At 59.8% G+C, this 17,495-nt stretch carries 19 protein-coding genes; 10 read left to right on the plus strand and 9 right to left on the minus strand.

Annotated elements, in window-relative coordinates; translation table 11 throughout:
• Window positions 1–205 precede the first annotated feature (205 nt).
• A complete protein-coding gene (locus J2T09_RS03405) occupies window positions 206–1,906 on the plus strand; it encodes a sensor histidine kinase (protein WP_306831107.1) in 1,701 nt (566 codons plus the stop codon).
• An 89-nt stretch (window positions 1,907–1,995) separates the two neighbouring features.
• The gene (locus J2T09_RS03410) at window positions 1,996–3,054 is read left to right on the plus strand and encodes a DNA topoisomerase IB (protein WP_306831661.1); all 1,059 of its coding nucleotides are present in this window, start codon (window positions 1,996–1,998) and stop codon (window positions 3,052–3,054) included.
• Between the two features lie 218 nt (window positions 3,055–3,272).
• On the opposite strand, the gene J2T09_RS03415 is transcribed toward J2T09_RS03410, so the two are convergent.
• The 3 genes from J2T09_RS03415 to J2T09_RS03425 all read right to left on the minus strand — a co-directional run bounded on the left by J2T09_RS03415 (window position 3,273) and on the right by J2T09_RS03425 (window position 4,700).
• Entirely contained in the window at window positions 3,273–3,830 is a 558-nt protein-coding gene (locus J2T09_RS03415; RefSeq protein ID WP_306831109.1) for a type 1 glutamine amidotransferase domain-containing protein, read from the minus strand.
• Between the two features lie 56 nt (window positions 3,831–3,886).
• A complete protein-coding gene (locus tag J2T09_RS03420; RefSeq protein ID WP_306831111.1) occupies window positions 3,887–4,096 on the minus strand; it encodes a hypothetical protein in 210 nt (69 codons plus the stop codon).
• Between the two features lie 322 nt (window positions 4,097–4,418).
• A complete protein-coding gene (locus J2T09_RS03425) occupies window positions 4,419–4,700 on the minus strand; it encodes a hypothetical protein (RefSeq protein ID WP_306831113.1) in 282 nt (93 codons plus the stop codon).
• 180 nt (window positions 4,701–4,880) lie between these two features.
• Here J2T09_RS03425 and glgX point away from each other — a divergent pair, with 180 nt between their 5' ends.
• The 3 genes from glgX (at window position 4,881) to J2T09_RS03440 (ending at window position 7,807) form a co-directional block, all read left to right on the plus strand.
• Entirely contained in the window at window positions 4,881–6,953 is a 2,073-nt protein-coding gene (gene glgX, locus J2T09_RS03430) for a glycogen debranching protein GlgX (RefSeq protein ID WP_306831663.1), read from the plus strand.
• A 231-nt stretch (window positions 6,954–7,184) separates the two neighbouring features.
• Window positions 7,185–7,442: a hypothetical protein gene (locus J2T09_RS03435; RefSeq protein ID WP_306831115.1), complete on the plus strand. Its 258-nt coding sequence runs from the start codon at window positions 7,185–7,187 to the stop codon at window positions 7,440–7,442.
• Window positions 7,439–7,807, plus strand: coding sequence for a hypothetical protein (locus J2T09_RS03440; RefSeq protein WP_306831117.1), 369 nt, complete (start codon window positions 7,439–7,441; stop codon window positions 7,805–7,807). Before J2T09_RS03435 ends, J2T09_RS03440 begins: the two co-directional genes overlap by 4 nt.
• Here J2T09_RS03440 and glgA read toward each other — a convergent pair.
• On the minus strand, window positions 7,801–9,273 hold the full coding sequence (gene glgA / locus J2T09_RS03445) for a glycogen synthase GlgA (RefSeq protein WP_306831665.1): 1,473 nt from the start codon (window positions 9,271–9,273) through the stop codon (window positions 7,801–7,803). The two genes, J2T09_RS03440 and glgA, sit on opposite strands and share 7 nt — an antisense overlap.
• Window positions 9,274–9,628: 355 nt before the next feature.
• Window positions 9,629–10,057, minus strand: coding sequence for a DUF2934 domain-containing protein (locus tag J2T09_RS27560; protein ID WP_373458362.1), 429 nt, complete (start codon window positions 10,055–10,057; stop codon window positions 9,629–9,631).
• Window positions 10,058–10,201: 144 nt separating this feature from the next.
• On the opposite strand from J2T09_RS27560, the gene J2T09_RS03455 reads away from it, so the two are divergent.
• A complete protein-coding gene (locus J2T09_RS03455; RefSeq protein WP_306831119.1) occupies window positions 10,202–10,435 on the plus strand; it encodes a hypothetical protein in 234 nt (77 codons plus the stop codon).
• A gap of 79 nt (window positions 10,436–10,514) precedes the next feature.
• On the opposite strand, the gene J2T09_RS03460 is transcribed toward J2T09_RS03455, so the two are convergent.
• Both J2T09_RS03460 and J2T09_RS03465 read right to left on the minus strand, forming a co-directional pair.
• Entirely contained in the window at window positions 10,515–11,015 is a 501-nt protein-coding gene (locus J2T09_RS03460; protein ID WP_306831121.1) for a YciE/YciF ferroxidase family protein, read from the minus strand.
• 142 nt (window positions 11,016–11,157) lie between these two features.
• Entirely contained in the window at window positions 11,158–11,334 is a 177-nt protein-coding gene (locus J2T09_RS03465) for a hypothetical protein (RefSeq protein ID WP_306831123.1), read from the minus strand.
• A gap of 250 nt (window positions 11,335–11,584) precedes the next feature.
• Between J2T09_RS03465 and J2T09_RS03470 the strand changes: the two genes are divergently transcribed.
• The 4 genes from J2T09_RS03470 to J2T09_RS03485 all read left to right on the plus strand — a co-directional run bounded on the left by J2T09_RS03470 (window position 11,585) and on the right by J2T09_RS03485 (window position 15,510).
• Window positions 11,585–12,109, plus strand: coding sequence for a sigma-70 family RNA polymerase sigma factor (locus tag J2T09_RS03470; protein WP_306831127.1), 525 nt, complete (start codon window positions 11,585–11,587; stop codon window positions 12,107–12,109).
• Between the two features lie 34 nt (window positions 12,110–12,143).
• On the plus strand, window positions 12,144–12,677 hold the full coding sequence (locus tag J2T09_RS03475) for a superoxide dismutase family protein (protein ID WP_306831129.1): 534 nt from the start codon (window positions 12,144–12,146) through the stop codon (window positions 12,675–12,677).
• 95 nt (window positions 12,678–12,772) lie between these two features.
• Entirely contained in the window at window positions 12,773–15,118 is a 2,346-nt protein-coding gene (locus J2T09_RS03480; protein ID WP_306831130.1) for a glucose/quinate/shikimate family membrane-bound PQQ-dependent dehydrogenase, read from the plus strand.
• 29 nt (window positions 15,119–15,147) lie between these two features.
• The gene (locus J2T09_RS03485) at window positions 15,148–15,510 is read left to right on the plus strand and encodes a hypothetical protein (RefSeq protein WP_306831132.1); all 363 of its coding nucleotides are present in this window, start codon (window positions 15,148–15,150) and stop codon (window positions 15,508–15,510) included.
• Window positions 15,511–15,520: 10 nt separating this feature from the next.
• On the opposite strand, the gene J2T09_RS03490 is transcribed toward J2T09_RS03485, so the two are convergent.
• Window positions 15,521–15,799: a BON domain-containing protein gene (locus tag J2T09_RS03490; protein ID WP_306831134.1), complete on the minus strand. Its 279-nt coding sequence runs from the start codon at window positions 15,797–15,799 to the stop codon at window positions 15,521–15,523.
• A gap of 56 nt (window positions 15,800–15,855) precedes the next feature.
• On the minus strand, window positions 15,856–17,400 hold the full coding sequence (locus J2T09_RS03495; RefSeq protein WP_306831136.1) for a PAS domain-containing sensor histidine kinase: 1,545 nt from the start codon (window positions 17,398–17,400) through the stop codon (window positions 15,856–15,858).
• Window positions 17,401–17,495 lie beyond the last annotated feature (95 nt).

A 17,495-nucleotide genomic window follows, 5' to 3' on the forward strand; every position in this document is an offset into this window, starting at 1 on the left:
CGCTAAAAAGCCTTTTAAATTATAGGTTTATTCCGGACGAAAATTTCGATTTCATGAGCATCGCACACAATCCAACTTGGCCTCGAGCTCGAATTCGGTTAGAAGGCGTTAACCTCTTTGGACGGGACGAGGGTCGGGATTATCGAAATGCAGTTGGCGGGGGCCGCGAAAAATTCGCAGGACTCGAAAGAGTTGAGCGTATCGCATGGGTAGGTTTTCGCACCTGTTCCCCAAGGCGAGCATCGGTGCCTATCTGATCGCGTTTGCCGCCGTCATCGCACTTCCGCTTCTCGCCTTCGTCATCTTCCTGATGTTCCAGCTGGAGCATAGCGAGCGCGAAAAACTCAACGGCGAAACGGCGGAAGACGCGCAGATGCTCGGCCGCGCCATCGATCGCGAGTTGCGCGACATGGCAACGACGCTGCGTCTGCTTGGCAATTCACCGGAGATCGAGCGCGGCGAACTGGAAGCGTTTCACCGCCGCACGCAAAACAGTCTGCGCGGAACGTCGCTTTATGCGCTTCTGGTGGCTGAAGACGGGCAGCTTCTTCTCAATACCCGCGTGCCGTTCGAAACCGCGCTCGGCAAGATGGGAAATATTCCATCGCTGACCTCCGCCCTTCGTTCGGGTCGCACGGAAGTGTCGGAAGTGTTTCGCGGCGCCACCAGCGGCAACTGGGTGTTCAACGTCACCCTGCCGCTGCCCAAGGAGATGCGCGGCGATGTCGGCGCACTGATCCTGACGCAGAATGTTGCCGACCTCAAGAACGTGCTGTCGACAGAAGGTCTGCCGAAGGACTGGTCGGTGGCCATCGTCGACCAGACAGGCAAGGTCGTGGTGGCCGATGGCGCAACCGAACTGACGGCGGCAAGCCCGTTTCCGGCCAGCATGCTGTCGCTGATGCGCGGCCAGAACGGCACGATCGAGGATGTCGGCGGGTCGCCGCGCCAGATGTACGGGTATTACACGCATCCGGATTCATCCTGGCGGGTGATCGTCTGGGGACCGATTGCGTCTGCGCAGGAAAGCATTCTGAGCACATGGCGTTACCTGATCGCCGGCAGTGCGCTTCTGTTGCTGATCGGCTTCGGTTTTGCGTGGTTGGTTGCCCGGCAGTTGCGCGTGCCGATCCGCCAGATCTCCGAGATGGCAGATCGCATCGGCAAGGGTGAGATCGTCTCGCCGGTCGAAACCAGGATCATCGAAGCCAATCATGTGGCGATCGCGCTCTCCAACGCCTCCTTCGACCGCAGCCAGGCGGAAGACCGCATTCATCTGATCCTGCATGAACTCGTGCACCGGACGAAAAACATCCTGACGCTGATCCAGGCGATGATGCGCCAGCTGGCGCGGCAGGATACCACGATGGAGGAGTTCCAGAAGGCGATCAGCACCCGCCTTCAGGGCCTGGGCCGCTCCATCGAGGCTCTTGCGCGCGAACAATGGGCCGGTGTGCCGATGCGCCGTGTCGTCGAAATCCATCTGTCCAACTTCTCCGAAACGCTGGATCGGGTGGATATGCGCGGCGAGGATTTTGTACTGAAGGCGGAGGCGGTGCAGAATCTCGGCCTCGTGCTGCATGAACTGACGACCAATTCGATGAAATATGGTGCCCTGTCCTCGCAGAACGGTCGGGTGCGGATTTCATGGTCGGATGTCGCAACCGAAAGCGGCGAACGGACGCTGCGGCTGGTGTGGGAAGAAAGCGGCGGCCCGCCGGTGCGCGCACCGTCCGCCACCGGTTTCGGCACGACGATCATCAAACGCCATGCCGCTGCTGCCTTTGGCGGCCGGGCGGATGCCGAATACCCCGTCGAAGGTTTCCGCTGGACGCTGACGGCACCCCGCGATCAGCTGGAGCGCACGGCGGAAGACCGCAAGCGCGAGGCTGCCCGACTGGCATAGAGTGACTGGCATAGAGCCTCGGCTTCGCCGCCACCGTACCGAACGGAAACGTGACGGAACCGGAAGGGCGATATCGCCGTTCAGCGCGCATGGACGCGTATTCATCCAATTCCGTATCCGAGCCCGGCGAAGGGCTTGCCATTCTTTCCACCATCGGCCTGACCTATGTCAGCGACAGCGCGCCGGGCATCCGGCGTCTGCGGCGCGGCAAGGGTTTTTGCTACAAGCTGCCGGATGGCTCTCATCTATCGGACAAGGTGCACAAGCTGCGCATCGGCGCGCTTGGCCTGCCGCCGGCCTATGAAAACGTCTGGATCTGCCTCGATCCGAGCGGTCATCTGCAGGCCACCGGTTTCGACAGCCGTGGGCGAAAACAGTATCGCTACCACGCCGACTGGCAATCGTTTCGCAGCGAACTGAAATACGATCAGATGATCGGTTTCGCCGAGGCGCTTCCGAGAATACGCCGCAAGGTGCAACGCGATCTTGGCGAAGGACTTGTCGGTCCGCAGGCGGTGATTGCCGCGTTGGTGGCGCTGCTGGACGCCACGCATCTGCGGGTCGGCAACCGCGCTTACGCCAAGGAAAACAAGACCTATGGCGCAACCACGCTTTTGAAACGGCACATGGTCCTGTCAGATGACAGCATGGTGCTGAAATTCACCGCCAAGGGCGGCAAGCGCGTCAGCCATACGATCCGCCATCCACGACTGCAACGCATTCTGGAAACCATTGCCGATCTGCCGGGCCGCCAGCTGTTTTCCTGGCCGGACGAGGACGGCGTGCCGCGCGGCATAGACAGCGGGCGGCTGAATGCCTATCTCGCGGCCGCCTCTGGCCTGCCGATTTCGGCCAAAACCTTTCGCACCTGGGGCGGCAGCCTTGCCGCCTTCATGGCGGCTTGGAAGGCAGTGGCGGACGATGAAGCCGTGAAGATAAAAATGCTGACGGCGGCTGCCTCGCAGGAATTGCAGAACACGCCGGCAGTATGCCGCTCGAGTTACATCCATCCGGGCATTCTGGCGCTGGCAGAGGATGTGTCGCCGCTCGAAAAGATCATGGCGACGCCAAAACTGTTGGAAAAGGAGACGAGTGGTCTCAAGGCTGATGAGCGGCGGCTGCTGGCGTTTTTGAAACTTGTGGGATGAGGAAGTGAATACTGAGTAGCGAATAGTAAGTAGCGGAGGTCTCCCTCTCTCGTCTTCCTCGGGCTTGTCCCGAGGATCTAACCCGGCCGCCATAAAACGCGCCGCGGCGGACGCTCGGGACGCTCCCCGAGTATGAAGGCCGTTTTTGAGGGCTCTCGAAAGAAAAAACGCCCGCCAAAAAACTGGCGAGCGTCTCTTTCATTCCATGCCAAACAGCCTCAGGCAGCGCGTCTGTGCAGCCCTTCCTGCACTTCCTCGACAATCTTGCCGACAAAGGCGGGCAGGTCATCCGGCGAGCGCGAGGTGATGATGCCGTTATCGACCACCACTGCTTCATCCTTCCACGATGCGCCGGCATTTTTCACGTCGGTGCGGATCGAATGGTAGGAGGTTGCCTTGCGGCCACGCAGCGCATCGGCTTCGATCAGCAGCCAGGGCGCGTGGCAGATGGCCGCCACCGGCTTGCCGCTCCGCACGAAATCGCGCACCACCTTCATGGCGTTCTGGTCGGCACGAAGCTTGTCCGGGTTGATCTGCCCGCCGGGCAGAACCAGCGCGTCGAATTCCGCGGCGTTGACATTGGCGGCCTCGAGATCGACCGTGACGCTGTCGCCCCAGTCGGTCTCGTCCCAGCTTTTGATCTGGCCGGTCTTGATCGATGCGATTTTCACATCGGCGCCCATGTTCCTCAGTTCATCGAGCGGCACGCGCAGTTCGGAGCGCTCGTAGCCGTCGGTCGCGAGGATCAGGATGCGCGCGGAATCGATCTGTGTCATGCAATTCTCCTTTTGTTGTCTGTTGCGGCCCTTACCCGTGTTCAAAGCCCGTGGTGTCACAGGCGGCCGGTGGAAAGATCGCGTCCGTTGATCGAGGCGGGGACGCTCATTTCTTCCCGAGGGGATCGCGGCAGCGGAAGCTCGACAGCTTCCGGCACGACCACATGAGGCTCGTGGCCCGGATTGGTGCCCAGCCCGGTTTTCACCGGTTGCCGCACCCGAGCAATGGTAAAGAGACGCCTCAGTCTCCACAAAATATGGGTCATCGTGTTTCTCCCGTCGCCCGAAAAGGTCTTGCTCCCGAAAGGAAACCTTTTCCATGAAGAGCTAACCATGGGCGTGGGGATAAGTTCCATCGGAACGGTGGAGCGATCTCGCTAAAAAAGACCGCTCACGGTCGGCAGGTTTTATGTGTCGGATCGGCGCTCAGATCGGCACGACCAGCATGGCGCACATGGCAACTGCAAGAACGACACTGGCGGCTTCGAACCATTCTTTGGTCATTGTTTTTTACTCCCTGACTGTGAAGTAAAGAACGAGGATCGCGCATTTCTGTTCCACACATTTGCCATATATGTGTCCGGAAGCTTATTGAGCGCCGTCCAGTGCCAGCTGCGCTTTCATGCGCGCACGGGCGGCCTCAAGAATGGACCGGCTTTCGCGCGCCGCCGCCGTTTCGATGGCAAATCCTTCGCCCGGTGCAATGCCCGGATCCTCTTCATGATCCTTGAAGGTGTCGTCCTCGGTCAGCCTGTGCAGCAAGGCTTTCGTGGTTTCCTCGCCACCCATCATCGCCGCCAGCCAGGTGATCATCAGCTCGCGATGAGCATTGAGGCGGCCTTCCAGTTCTTCCGGGGAAAGTGCGGGCATAAATTCCTCCTGTCGCGTGTGCGCTCATGCTTCGCACATAGAGGAGAGTTGGAGCGAGGGAAGGTTTTGGGCATCACCTGCCATATTTCCGTGTGCCAGGAGGGAACGAAATGCCGCGCTGCATCATTACTGCGCCGAACCTTCAACCCTCATCTTAACCCTCAGTGGCGCGGCATGGATATGACAGTGAAGAATTTCGAGATCACGGCAGGATCATGGACCCAGCTCGGCGCCAATTTCGATGGCGAGGGCACGAATTTTGCGATCTTTTCCGCCCATGCCGAACGCGTCGAACTGTGCCTGTTCGACAATAGCGGTACCCACGAGATCGCCCGGTTGACACTGCCGGAATATACCAACGAGATCTTTCATGGTTATGTGCCGGGCCTGAAACCCGGCCAGCTTTACGCCTACCGCGTTCACGGCGCCTTCGACCCGGAAGCCGGCCACCGCTTCAACGCCAACAAGCTGCTGCTCGATCCTTATGCCCGCGAACTGGTGGGCGAGTTCAAGTGGAACGAGGCACATTTTGCCTATGATCTTCTCGCCGAAGACAAGGACCTCACATTCAACGAGCTCGATAGCGCGCCCTATACGCCAAAATGCAAGGTCATCGACCCTCACGGTTTCGATTGGGGCAAGGATGCCTCGCCGAATGTTTCATGGCCAGCGACCATCGTCTACGAAACCCATGTGAAAGGGTTTACGCAGCTGAACAAGGCGATCCCGGAAAACCTGCGCGGCACGTTTGAAGGCATGGGCCACAAGGCGACCGTGGATTACATCAAGAACCTCGGCATCACGTCTGTCGAACTCATGCCCATCCACGAATTCCCGCAGGATCAGCATCTGCTGGACAAGGGCCTCAATAATTTCTGGGGTTACAATTCTATCGGCTTCTTTGCCCCGGCCTCGCGGTATTACGGCCCGAACGGCATTGCCGGTTTCCGCGACATGGTGCGCGCCTTCCACGATGCCGGCATCGAGGTTATTCTCGACGTGGTCTATAACCACACGGCCGAAGGCAACGAGCTTGGCCCGACACTCTCCTTCAAGGGCATCGACAACTTTTCCTATTACCGCACGCTGCCGGACCAGCACCGGTATTACATCAACGATACCGGCACCGGGAACACGGTGAACACCTCGCATCCGCGCGTTTTGCAGATGGTGATGGATAGCCTGCGCTACTGGACGGAACATATGCATGTGGACGGTTTCCGTTTCGATCTCGGCACCATTTTGGGCCGCGAGCCGGAAGGGTTTGACCAGCGCGGCGGTTTCTTCGATGCGGTCATGCAGGATCCGGTCCTGTCTAAAACAAAGCTGATCGGCGAGCCCTGGGATATCGGTCCCGGCGGTTATCAGGTCGGTGGTTTCCCGCCGGGCTGGGCTGAGTGGAACGACAAATATCGCGATACGGTGCGCGAATACTGGAAGGGCGACAACGTGCCGACCGATTTCGCCGCACGACTGCTCGGTTCCGGCGATCTTTACGACCAGCGCGGCCGCCGTCCGTGGGCCAGCGTCAATTTCGTCACCGCCCATGATGGTTTTACGCTGAACGACCTCGTTTCCTACAACGAGAAACACAACGAGGCGAATGGCGAGGACAATAACGACGGCCATAGCGATAACCGCTCCTACAATTACGGCGCGGAAGGCCCGACCGAGGACGAGGGCATCAATGCGGTGCGCGAGCGCCAGAAGCGCAATTTCCTCGCCACGCTGCTGTTTTCACATGGCACGCCGATGCTGCTTGCCGGTGATGAATTCGGCCGCAGCCAGATGGGCAACAACAACGGTTATTGCCAGGACAGCGATATTTCATGGGTCCACTGGGAGGACCTGCCGGAGACCTGCGAGGAGCTGCGCGAGTTTACGCGCCAGCTCATCCGTCTCCGGCAGACACAGCCGCTGCTTCGCCGCGAAAACTGGCGCGACGGGCTGGATGTGAAATGGTTCAATGCCGGCGGTGGTTTCCAGACGGCGGAACAATGGGAAGAAGGCTCGACCATCGGCCTTTATCTCGGTCGTGGCGACCTCAAGGAAGAAGAGGGCATCTGGCACGATGTGCTGATGTTGTTCAATCCGTTCGAAGGCACGGTGCCGTTCCGCATCCCGCAATTCGGCGAGGGCGGCTGGGTGCTGGAACTGACCACGGCGGATGTGACCAAACGTGGTCAGGTGATCACCAAGGAAAAGGATTTTGAATTGGAAGGCCGAAGTCTGGTGCTTTTCCGGAGGCCGTGAGACACTCTACTGCCGTCATGCTCGGGCCCCGTCCCGAGCATCTGCTGCGTCGAATTCGTGGCAGTGTGATCAGATCCTCGGGACAGGCCCGAGGAAGACGTTTGCGGAATATGTCGAATATTTCTTTCTTGTAAGGCGGGTTGATTGACCCGCCTTATTTTGCGATCACCCTCGCCAAGATTTACGCGAAGGAGACGCATCATAACCGCCGGCAAAAACAAGCAGAAATCCGTGTTTTCTCTTGGGGGCTCGCGTCAGTTTTCGATGCCGTGGAAAATTACCGCCGCATTCTGGGTGGTAATCGTCATTCTGATGCTGTCGGGTTTTGCTGCGCAGCAGATGCAATGGTACGGACTTTCCAGTCGATTGTTCGCCTATATGGCCCTTTGCGCGGTGGGTTATGCGATCAGCTGGCTTTGCCTCGTTTATGTGAACGCCCGTCACATCCGGAAGCAGCTGACGGGGCGCGGCCATGAGGATGATCCATGACCCTCTTCCTGCGCAGTTATCTGATCACGCTCGGGTTCATCCTTGCAAGCGGCGGGGTAGGGGCGGTGCTGCTCGAATGGAGTGAAAAACTTTCGCTCGGCTGGCTGGGTGGCATCATTGCCGTCGCCATCGCCGTGTTGGGCACAGTGCTGCTGCTGGTCGGCATTTTTGGCAGTCCGGCTCGCGTCGAGATCTGGGTGGACAGGACTTCGGTCCATGAAGGCAGCATTATTCTTGCCATCGTGGCGCTGCCGCTGTTTCTGCTGCTGCGGCTTTTCATGGCCTTGGAAAATCGTCCATCCGCCAGCCTGCCGATCACCGAGATGCGCACCAAGCGAGCCCGGCGCCGGGCCCGCCGTCAGTAGACCTGACGGCGGGTATTGTTATCGCTGGTCGTCGTGCCGCGCACGAGACTGTTGTAGACATTGGCATATTGCTCGGCGCTGCGTTCCCATGAAAATTTTGTTTTCATGCCCTGGTTCTGCAGGCGGGCCCAGCTGCGGGGGTCGGCATAGGCATCCAGCGTGCGGCGCAGCGCCAGCCGCAGGCCATCGGTATTGACCGGATGGAACTGGAAACCGGTGGCGACGCGGGCGGAGATCGCCGCGTCATTGGCATCGATGATGGTTTCCGAAAGCCCGCCGGTGCGCGACACGACCGGCACGCAGCCATAGCGCAGGGCGTAAAGCTGGGTGAGGCCGCAGGGCTCGAAACGCGACGGCTGCACGATGGCATCCGAGCCGGCATGGATGAGATGGGCTGTCGGTTCGCCATAACCGATATGCACGGCCATGCGACCCGGGAAACGCGCGGCGGTTTCCAGCAGCTTCTGCTCGATATCGTGGTCGCCCTGGCCGAACACGATGATGCGACCGCCCTTGAAGATCACCTCGTCGGCCGTATCGGCCAGCATATCCATGCCCTTCTGCCATGTCAGGCGGCTGACGGCAGAGAAGATCGGCCCGTCACCACGGTCGAGGTCAAAATGGTCGAGCAGGGCGTTGCGGTTGGCACGTTTGCGGCGCAGGCTGGTGCTGTCATAGGTCTGGGGAATATGTTCGTCGGTGGCCGGATCCCATATATCCATGTCGATGCCGTTGACGATGCCGCGCAGGATGGTCACGCGTTCGTTCAGCACGCCGTCGAGACCCATGCCGAAACGCGGCGTCAGGATTTCGCGGGCATAGGTGGGGCTGACGGTGATGATCGCATCCGCCGTCTGCAGCCCGCCCTTCAGCGTGCTGATATCGCCGAAATATTCGAGACAATCCATCGACATCGTGCTGGCCGGCAGGCCCATGAACGGCAGCAGATCTGCCGCATATTGTCCCTGGAAGGCGAGATTGTGAATGGTGAGCACGACCGGTGTCTTGCAGCCTTTTTCGCGCATGTAGACCGAGGTCAGCGCCGATTGCCAGTCGTGGGTATGGACGATATCCGGCAGCCAGCCGGGCAGGATGCCACCGGCGATTTCGGCGCCGGCAAGCGAAAGTGCTGCAAACCGTTTCCAGTTGTCGGCATGGTCGTTGCCCGAAGCATCGACATAAGGGCCGCCGGGGCGGTCATAGAGTGTCGGGATGTCGAGAACGAAAAGATCGAGATCGCCAACTTTGGAATGCAGCAGCGACGCGCGCTCGCCCAGCAGATCCTCGAACACAAGCAGCGGTACGTGGTTACCGATCTCGCGCATGACAGCGGGATAACCCGGCACGAGCGTCGTCGTTTCGATGCCGAAAGGCAGGAGTGCCTTGGGAAGCGAACCGGTGACATCTGCGAGACCGCCTGTCTTGATCAGCGGAAAAACCTCGGATGTCACTGAAAGCACGCGCATGGACTGCATTTCCCCCTTACGAAACAGCTGGCCGCTCGTTCGGCCGACATTCTTGCGTGCAACGATGGCGCCGCGCGCCTTGTCGCGAAAACCGGCCTGTTCGAAGGTTACAGGTGCATTAAAGGTCATGCCCGCCTCCCATGAGCAGCCCCTTCGATGCCTGCCTGCAGGGGCTCATGCGGACGTGCCTGAGACCTGCTCGGGAAGGGGCGTCGCCGTCCACCTCAAGGTTCCACGCATAAGGTAAACGAAACCATTGCTTCACAACAAAACTCGTCGAATAAAGACATAACAATGCGTTTGCCGCGGAGGCCTCCGCGGCAGCGCCATGCGTACTAGAAGAGCCGGCACCGTGTTATTTCGCGGTGAGCTTCTTGGATCTGGTCTTGGCAGCCGGTTTTGCTTCGGCGGCAATCGCCTTGGCTTTTGCCGGCTTGGCGGCTTTTGCAGCTGGCTTTGCCGGCGCGGATTTGGCCGGTGCAGGTTTGGGTTCGGCCGCAGCCGGCTTTGCATCTACCGATTTGGCATCTGCTTTCGCCGCTTTCGGCTTTGCCGTCTTCGCCACGGCTTCAGGCTTTTTCGCTGCGACCTTTTCTGGTGCCGCACCATTGGCCTTGGGTTTCTTGCCCTTCGGCAGACCCTTGGTCACACCGAGCGGTGCAAACAGCAGATATTCCTGCCGCGCCCTGTCCCAGTGTTCGTTATCCTTGCCTGTCGGATAACCTTCTTCTTCCCACAACGCGTAGGCACGCTTACTGATCCACTCGTGTTCGGATTCCGCCATGATTACGTCTCCGTTCGCCCGATTGTCACAACAGATGACACTCGCAAAAGTTCCGTTACGCAAGGCAAATTTTTGTGCGGTGCTTCTTTTTTTGCCGGAACCTTTTTCAGATCTCTTCGTTCGAGCATCGGGAGGAGATCTGTTATGCAAAACTACTTCGATATACTGCCACACTCGACCGGCTGGATTTACGTGATCGGCGGCATGCCGTCGGCATCCTATCCAAGCTATGCCCTATGCCTGAAAGCCGCGCATCTGCACGCCGAACGCGATCGCCACAGACTGCAAAAACCGGTTTTCCGCCGACAGGAACTTGATGGCGGAATGGCTCCTTGCGACCAGAACGTGACGACGCCTTATCCCCAGATACGCCCCTGAAAAGACATCTGGATGACATCGTATCCGACAAGGCAAGGCCCGCCGTTGGCGGGCCTTTTCATGTTGCGGTGCAACTGGATTATGCGGCCTTTTTCGCGGCGGAATTGACGGCCTTCGTGGCAAGCGTGGTCAGTGCCTCGTCGGTCTTGCTTTCTTCGGCAAGTGTTTCGGCCAAAAGCGCTGCGGCTTCCTTCATGCCGAGCTGCTTTGCCCAGGCGACGAGTGTGCCGTAACGGCTGATCTCGTAATGTTCTACAGCCTGTGCCGCGGCAAGCAGACCGGCATCGAGGGCGGGCGTGCCCTTGAACTCGTCCAGGATTTCCTCGCCTTCGGAAAGAATGCCCTCGATCGCATCGCAGGTCTTGCCCTGTGCGCGTTTGCCGATGATCTCGAAAACCTGCTTCAGGCGGTCGATCTGGCCTTCGGTTTCTTCCTTGTGGGTGAGAAAGGCCTGTTTCAGCTTTTCGTCCTGTGCGCCGCGGGCCATTTTAGGCAGCGCCTTCACGATCTGGCGCTCGGCGTAGTAGATGTCCTTGAGGGTTTCGTAAAAGAGATCTTCCAACGTCTTCGTCGTTGCCATAACGGGCGTCCTCCTGGTTTTCTCGGGTGATCTTGCGGAATTGTCGCGTTTGATCGACCGCCAAGAAACCGGCAGGATGTCGGATTGTTCCCGTTTGTCCGGAACCGTACGAAAGGGAAAATGTTGGAGCCGTCGTGTAGGGTCAGGCCTTGTCGGCCAGCTTGTCGTGAAGCGCCTTTTGCAGGTCCTGTGCCAGCTTCAGCAGACGGTCCGGCACGTCTTCCTTCTCGATCTCGGTGAGGAGAACGGCGACTTCCTGCGTTACCCGGCTGCCGAGGGTTGCGGGTTCTTCGGGAACAAGCGTGCTGTCTTTCGTCATTCTCGCCTCTTGGATCGCTCCCAAGCGCCTCATCCTAGGGGCACATGTTTAATTATTCGAAAGCGCAGAATGGCGGCCCGAGTCAATGCTCGGCCTGTGCAAAGCACCCATGCAGCAGGGCGTGCGGTCAATTCGCGCTGCGGCTGATGCGCGAATGCGACAGCGTCATCCGCCAGCGGAACCAAATGCGGCAGGCGGACGTTTGCACCCGTCAATCCCGTAGTCGAGTTTTTGCAAGAGGTGCGCCCCGGTGTCTGAATCACAATTGAAAAGTGATCCTGCACGCGCCGATATCGTCCGGCTGATCCCCGCACTTCGTGCCTTCGCCCGAACATTCTGCCGTAATCCCACCGATGCCGACGACCTCGTGCAGGAAACCCTGATGAAGGCGCTCGGCAATCTCGACAAATTCGAGCCAGGAACAAAGCTGAAGTCGTGGCTGTTCACCATCATGCGCAACACGTTTTACACCCGCGCCAAGGTGCTGGGCCGCGAGGCTCCGGGGCTGGAGGAAAACGTCTCCGGCGACACACCGATCGCCGCCTCGCAGGAAGTGGCGGCACGCGCCAAGGAAGTGCAGCGAGCGCTGCAGAAACTGCCTCCACATTATCGCGAAGTGCTGACGCTGGTGGCGATCCTTGGCGAAAGTTACGAATCCGCTGCCGAAATCTGCAATTGCGCCGTCGGCACGGTGAAAAGCCGCCTCAACCGCGCCCGCCACCAGATCCTGGCTGAACTGGGCGAGGACAACGAAGACGAGGCGACCCACGTCTGACGGACGTCGTCCGATAACAACAGGGAGAGACACCATGAAAACCATCGCAACCTTTGCCGCCATCGCTCTGGCTTCCAGCGCCACTTTTGCGGTTGCCGCCGATCAGGTGGCGCCCGCCACCACTACGGGCACGGGCACGGCAAAATTCGTCGGTGCCAAGGGAGAGGATGCCGGCAAGGCGGATTTGAGCACGACGCCGGCGGGCGTGCTGATCAATGTCGAGATCAAGGGCCTGCCCGCTTCGCAATGGGTGGCTTTCCATGTGCATGAAACCGGCACCTGCGATGCCGCCTCGCATCATGAATCCGCCGGTGGGCATTTCAATCCGGATGGCAAGGAACACGGTTATGAGGCCGCCAACGGCCCGCATGCCGGTGACATGCCCAACCAGTATGTCGGTGCCGATGGCGTGCTCAGAGCGCAGGTGATCAATGATGCGGTGACGCTCGACAAGGGCGAGGCGGGCATTGTCGGTCGCGCGCTGATGGTTCACGCCAAGCCGGACGATTACAAGACGCAGCCTTCCGGTGCCGCCGGTGACCGGCTGGCCTGTGGTGTGATCGAATAAGCTGCTGCTGAAATTTCTGCCGCCTGTCGGGTTGACGGGCGGCAGAACTGCGCAATTTGCAAAAACAGTTACCGCTATTCCAGCAGGGGGCCGACATGGCGATCACCATTACCGCGATCCTTTTCACTCTGATCGGGATCGCGCTGGCCGCCGGTGGCGGTCACCTGATGCTGATCGGCGGCAGCGCCTATTACCTCATCACCGGCATCGCATTCGTTCTCACCGCCATTTTGCTGTTCATGCGCCGGCCGCTGGCGCTGTGGCTTTATGCGGCCATCATTCTCGGATCGCTCGGCTGGGCTGTGTGGGAGGTCGGGCTCGACTGGTGGCAGCTTGGCCCGCGTGGTGGCGTCATCATCGTGCTCGGCATCTGGCTGCTGACGCCATGGATCCGCAGGCCGCTCGGTTTTTCCAGCCCCACCACCGGTTTCCGGTATGGCGCCGACGTGCGGCCGCTCGCCGTTTCCGTCTGCATTGCCGTGCTTGTGGCGCTGGTGTCGATGATGTTCCATCCGCATGACCAGTCCGGTAATCTGCCGGAAGAGGTTGTTGCGGCAGCGCCGAACCTTGGCGGCAATGTGCCTCCGGGCGACTGGCATCAATACGGTCGCACGCCTTACGGCCAGCGTTATTCGCCGCTCGACCAGATCAACAGGCAAAATGTCGCGTCGCTCACCGAAATCTGGCGTTTCCAGACCGGCGACGTGAAACTGCCGGACGATGTCGGCGAGACCACCTATCAGGTGACGCCGCTGAAAGTGGGCAACACGCTATTCCTCTGCACGCCGCACAATTGGGCGATCGCGCTGGATGCAACCACCGGCAAGCAGATCTGGAAATTCGACCCGAATGTCGGCCTCAACCCGGACCGTCAGCACCAGACCTGCCGTGGCGTCAGCTATTATGCCGATACGGCAGCCGCCGCCGGCAGCCAATGCGCCGCCCGTGTCTATCTGCCGACCTCGGATGCCCGCCTGATCGCGCTCGATGCCGGCACCGGCCAGATTTGCGAAAGTTTTGCCGATAAGGGCACGCTTCAACTGGAAACCGGCATGCCGTATAACCCGGCCGGATATTATTACTCTACCTCGCCACCCGCCATTGCCGGCAACAAGATCATTGTCGGCGGCGCCGTCAACGACAACTATTCCACCCAGTCGCAGTCGGGCGTCATCCGCGCCTTCGACGTCAATACGGGGCAATTGATCTGGAACTGGGATAGCGGCAATCCGAGCCAGACGACGCCGCTGCCGGAAGGCCAGAAATACAGCGTCAACTCGCCCAACAGCTGGTCCGTGTTCAGCGTCGATGAAGCGCTTGGCCTCGTTTACATCCCGCTCGGCAACCAGGTGCCCGACCAGCTTGGCATGGGCCGCAGCGAACATGTCGAGAAATATTCCTCGTCGATCGTCGCGCTCGATCTGAATACCGGCGCTGACCGCTGGGTCAAACAGTTCGTGCATCACGACCTGTGGGACATGGACGTACCGGCGCAGCCGACGCTGATCGACCTGAAAAAGGCCGATAACAGCACGGTGCCGGCGCTGGTTGGCCCCACAAAGCAGGGCGATATCTATGTGCTAGACCGCCGCACGGGCGAGCCGATCATTCCGATGACCGAAGAGCCTGCACCGACAGGTGCTATTGCCGGTGATTTCACCGCGCCGACCCAGCCGACCTCGGGTTTGAGCTTCAAGCCGCCGAAACTGGAAGAGCGCAACATGTGGGGCATCACCATGTTCGACCAGATGGTGTGCCGCATCCGTTATCATTCGCTGCGGTATGATGGCCGATATACGCCGCCATCGCTGGAAGGCTCGATCATCTATCCCGGCAATTTCGGCACGTTCAACTGGGGTGGTGTCGCGGTGGATCCGGAACGGCAGGTGATGTTCGGCATGCCGACCTATCTCGCCTTTACTTCGCAACTGGTGCCGCGCGACCAGATCCCGCCGAAGGGACAGGGCGAAAAGGGCAGCGAACAGGGCCTGAACCGCAATGATGGCGCACCTTACGGCGTCAAGATGGGGCCGTTCCTCGGGCCGCTGCAGGTTCCCTGCCAAGCGCCGCCCTGGGGTTATGTCGCCGGCGTCGATCTGCGCACCGGCGAAACGGCCTACAAGCACAAGAACGGCACGGTCTACGACATGACGCCGCTGCCGCTGCCCTTCAAGATCGGCGTGCCCGGTATCGGCGGCCCGATGATCACCAAGGGCGGCGTCGCCTTCCTCGGTGCTGCGGTCGACGATTACCTGCGTGCCTATGATCTCACCAATGGTCAGCAGCTCTGGGAAGCACGGCTGCCGGCCGGTGGTCAGGCGACACCGATGAGTTATGCGGTGGAAGATGGTCGCCAGTTCGTGGTGATGGTGGCGGGCGGACATGGCTCGGTCGGCACCAAGCCGGGGGATTATGTGATCGCCTATGCGTTGCCGCGGTAAGGGGAAGTTTGCACAGGAAAGGAGCCGGGATGCTTCCCGGCTTCTTTGTGTCGTCAGGTCATGATGGTGTGGCCTGTGTACTTACCGGGGGTTTTATGCACCAATTGATTTGTTTTTCCATCCTGCTTGTGGTCGCCGTTCTGTTCAATGCGGTGGCGGCAGCGAAGATGGCTTCAGATGGAAACTGGGGGGAGGCCGTCGGCCAGCTCTTCTTCGGGCCGCTCGTTTTTTTCTATGTGACGCATAGCGTGATTTATTTCGCGACGCGCCTCATTCGCGGACCGGCGGCCGTGGCTTCCTATTCCGCTTCAAGGCTGAATTACATTGCCTTCGTGATCACCTTGCTCGGCATATTGGGTGCCGCCGCGCAAAGGGCGACACCGCCGGTTTGATAGGCGTCGCCTAATGCAGAAATCCGCCGCTGCGGATGAAATTGCGCACTTCGCTGACGCCATCCACGCAGGCCGCAACCTCTGTCGCGCGTGAAATCTCGGCGCCATCCAGCACCGTACCGGTCAGCGTGATCTGCGTGCCGTCGGCCACCACTGTCACATCGCTGGCATCGACACCGAAATTGGTGGCGAGTGCGTCGGCGACGCGGGTTTCCAGTTCGGCGGCGGGTGGGTTCTCCACCTCGATCGTCGGTTCCTTGTCGTAAAACATCGGCGGTTTGAAAACCATGACCGTTCCTCCTTGGTTGTCTCTCGACAGATCAACGCGAGGAGGCGGGCATTGGTTCAATGTGTCGCCGTACCAACGATCTCTTTCAACTGCGCCTGCGTAAAGGGTTTTGCCAGACGCGGCAGTTGCTGGTCGGAGCCGGCCGGCAGTTCGGCGTAACCGGTCGCCAGGATCACCGGCAGGGTGGGGCGCAATCTTGCGATTTCCTGTGCCAGTTCCGAGCCGGTCATCTGCGGCATGGAATGGTCGGTGATGACGAGGTCGAGATTTTCGCCGCTGTTGATCACCGACAATGCGTCCGTTGCGCTATAGGCTTCGATCACGGTGTGGCCGAGGTCTTCCAGCATCAGCGTCGTGTTCATCAGTACCAGCGCGTCGTCATCGACGGCAAGAATGGTAAGCGGGCGGCTGATTTCTTCCGGCAGGATCAGCGGCAGTTCGGGCTCGAGGATTTCCTCGTCCTCACCGGCGACCGGCAGACAGAGAAAGATCGTCGTGCCTGCGCCGCGCGCACTCTCTATGCTGAGCGCGCCGCCGGATTGTTCGATCAGGCCCTGCACCATGGAGAGGCCAAGCCCGGTGCCACGGCCCACACCCTTGGTGGTGAAGAAAGGTGTGGTCGCATGCGCCAAGGTTTCGGCGTCCATGCCTTCGCCATCATCCTTGACGCTGATTGAGAGATAGCGGCCCGGTTTCAGCCGCCCATCCGTTTCGGTGATATCCTGCGGTGTCGCCGAAATGGTGATCGTGCCGCCTTGCGGCATGGCATCACGGGCATTGACGATGAGGTTCAGCAGCGCAGTTTCAAGCTGGTTCGGATCGGTCTGCACATAGGGCAGGTTGTCGGCAAAATCGGTCTCGATGGTCAGCGTCTGACTGAGCGAACTTTTCAGGAAATCGCGCATGCCGGATACGAGTTTCGGGACATCTACCGGCAACACGTTCAGTTCCTGCCGTCGCGAGAAGGCCAGCATGCGTTGGGTCAGCGCCGCGCCGCGTTCGGCACCGCGAATGGCATTGTCGATCAGTGGCAGCAGCGAAGGGTCTTCCGGCAGGCGCTTGCGCAGCATTTCGAGGCTGCCCATGATCGCCATCAGCAAGTTGTTGAAATCATGGGCGACGCCGCCGGTCAGCTGGCCGATCGCTTCCATCTTCTGGGCCTGAAACAGCTCCTCACGGGCCTTTGCCAGCGCCTTCTGGGCTTCCATGCGTTCGCTGTTATCGCGGGTGATCTTGGCAAAACCGATCACATGGCCATTGTCGTCATGGATCGCGTCGATGACGACATGTGCCCAGAAGCGGCTGCCATTGCTGCGCAGGCGCCAGCTTTCCTTTTCGAAACGTCCCTCACGGCGGGCCGTCGCCAGAGCGCGCTGCGGTTCCCCGCGCGTACGGTCTTCCTCGGTATAGAAGAGCGAAAAATGTCGGCCGATAATGTGCTCGGCGCTATATCCCTTGATGCGCTCGGCGCCGGAATTCCACGTCGAAACGTGGCCGTCTGCATCCAGCATGTAGATGGCGTAATCGGTGATGGAATCCAGAAGCGTCTGGTAGAGCCCGTCGCTCGTCAGCATTGCCGGATGGCCCTTGGCCAGATTCATGGTCGTCCCGTCGCTCCCTCAAGATCTCACAAGAATACTCTAATACGGAATTGGTTCCGAATCCGATAATTCCTCGGAAAGGGTTGCCGAGGAAT

Origin of the sequence: Neorhizobium huautlense (assembly GCF_030811685.1) — a bacterium.
Classification (GTDB): domain Bacteria; phylum Pseudomonadota; class Alphaproteobacteria; order Rhizobiales; family Rhizobiaceae; genus Neorhizobium; species Neorhizobium huautlense_A.

Coding starts and splice junctions, on each gene's coding strand:
- J2T09_RS03405 (WP_306831107.1), top strand. CDS start 206: ATGGGTAGGTTTTCGCACCTGTTCCCCAAGGCGAGCATCGGTGCCTAT.
- J2T09_RS03410 (WP_306831661.1), top strand. CDS start 1,996: ATGGACGCGTATTCATCCAATTCCGTATCCGAGCCCGGCGAAGGGCTT.
- J2T09_RS03415 (WP_306831109.1), bottom strand. CDS start 3,830: ATGACACAGATCGATTCCGCGCGCATCCTGATCCTCGCGACCGACGGC.
- J2T09_RS03420 (WP_306831111.1), bottom strand. CDS start 4,096: ATGACCCATATTTTGTGGAGACTGAGGCGTCTCTTTACCATTGCTCGG.
- J2T09_RS03425 (WP_306831113.1), bottom strand. CDS start 4,700: ATGCCCGCACTTTCCCCGGAAGAACTGGAAGGCCGCCTCAATGCTCAT.
- glgX (WP_306831663.1), top strand. CDS start 4,881: ATGACAGTGAAGAATTTCGAGATCACGGCAGGATCATGGACCCAGCTC.
- J2T09_RS03440 (WP_306831117.1), top strand. CDS start 7,439: ATGACCCTCTTCCTGCGCAGTTATCTGATCACGCTCGGGTTCATCCTT.
- glgA (WP_306831665.1), bottom strand. CDS start 9,273: ATGCGCGTGCTTTCAGTGACATCCGAGGTTTTTCCGCTGATCAAGACA.
- J2T09_RS27560 (WP_373458362.1), bottom strand. CDS start 10,057: ATGGCGGAATCCGAACACGAGTGGATCAGTAAGCGTGCCTACGCGTTG.
- J2T09_RS03455 (WP_306831119.1), top strand. CDS start 10,202: ATGCAAAACTACTTCGATATACTGCCACACTCGACCGGCTGGATTTAC.
- J2T09_RS03460 (WP_306831121.1), bottom strand. CDS start 11,015: ATGGCAACGACGAAGACGTTGGAAGATCTCTTTTACGAAACCCTCAAG.
- J2T09_RS03465 (WP_306831123.1), bottom strand. CDS start 11,334: ATGACGAAAGACAGCACGCTTGTTCCCGAAGAACCCGCAACCCTCGGC.
- J2T09_RS03475 (WP_306831129.1), top strand. CDS start 12,144: ATGAAAACCATCGCAACCTTTGCCGCCATCGCTCTGGCTTCCAGCGCC.
- J2T09_RS03480 (WP_306831130.1), top strand. CDS start 12,773: ATGGCGATCACCATTACCGCGATCCTTTTCACTCTGATCGGGATCGCG.
- J2T09_RS03485 (WP_306831132.1), top strand. CDS start 15,148: ATGCTTCCCGGCTTCTTTGTGTCGTCAGGTCATGATGGTGTGGCCTGT.
- J2T09_RS03490 (WP_306831134.1), bottom strand. CDS start 15,799: ATGGTTTTCAAACCGCCGATGTTTTACGACAAGGAACCGACGATCGAG.
- J2T09_RS03495 (WP_306831136.1), bottom strand. CDS start 17,400: ATGAATCTGGCCAAGGGCCATCCGGCAATGCTGACGAGCGACGGGCTC.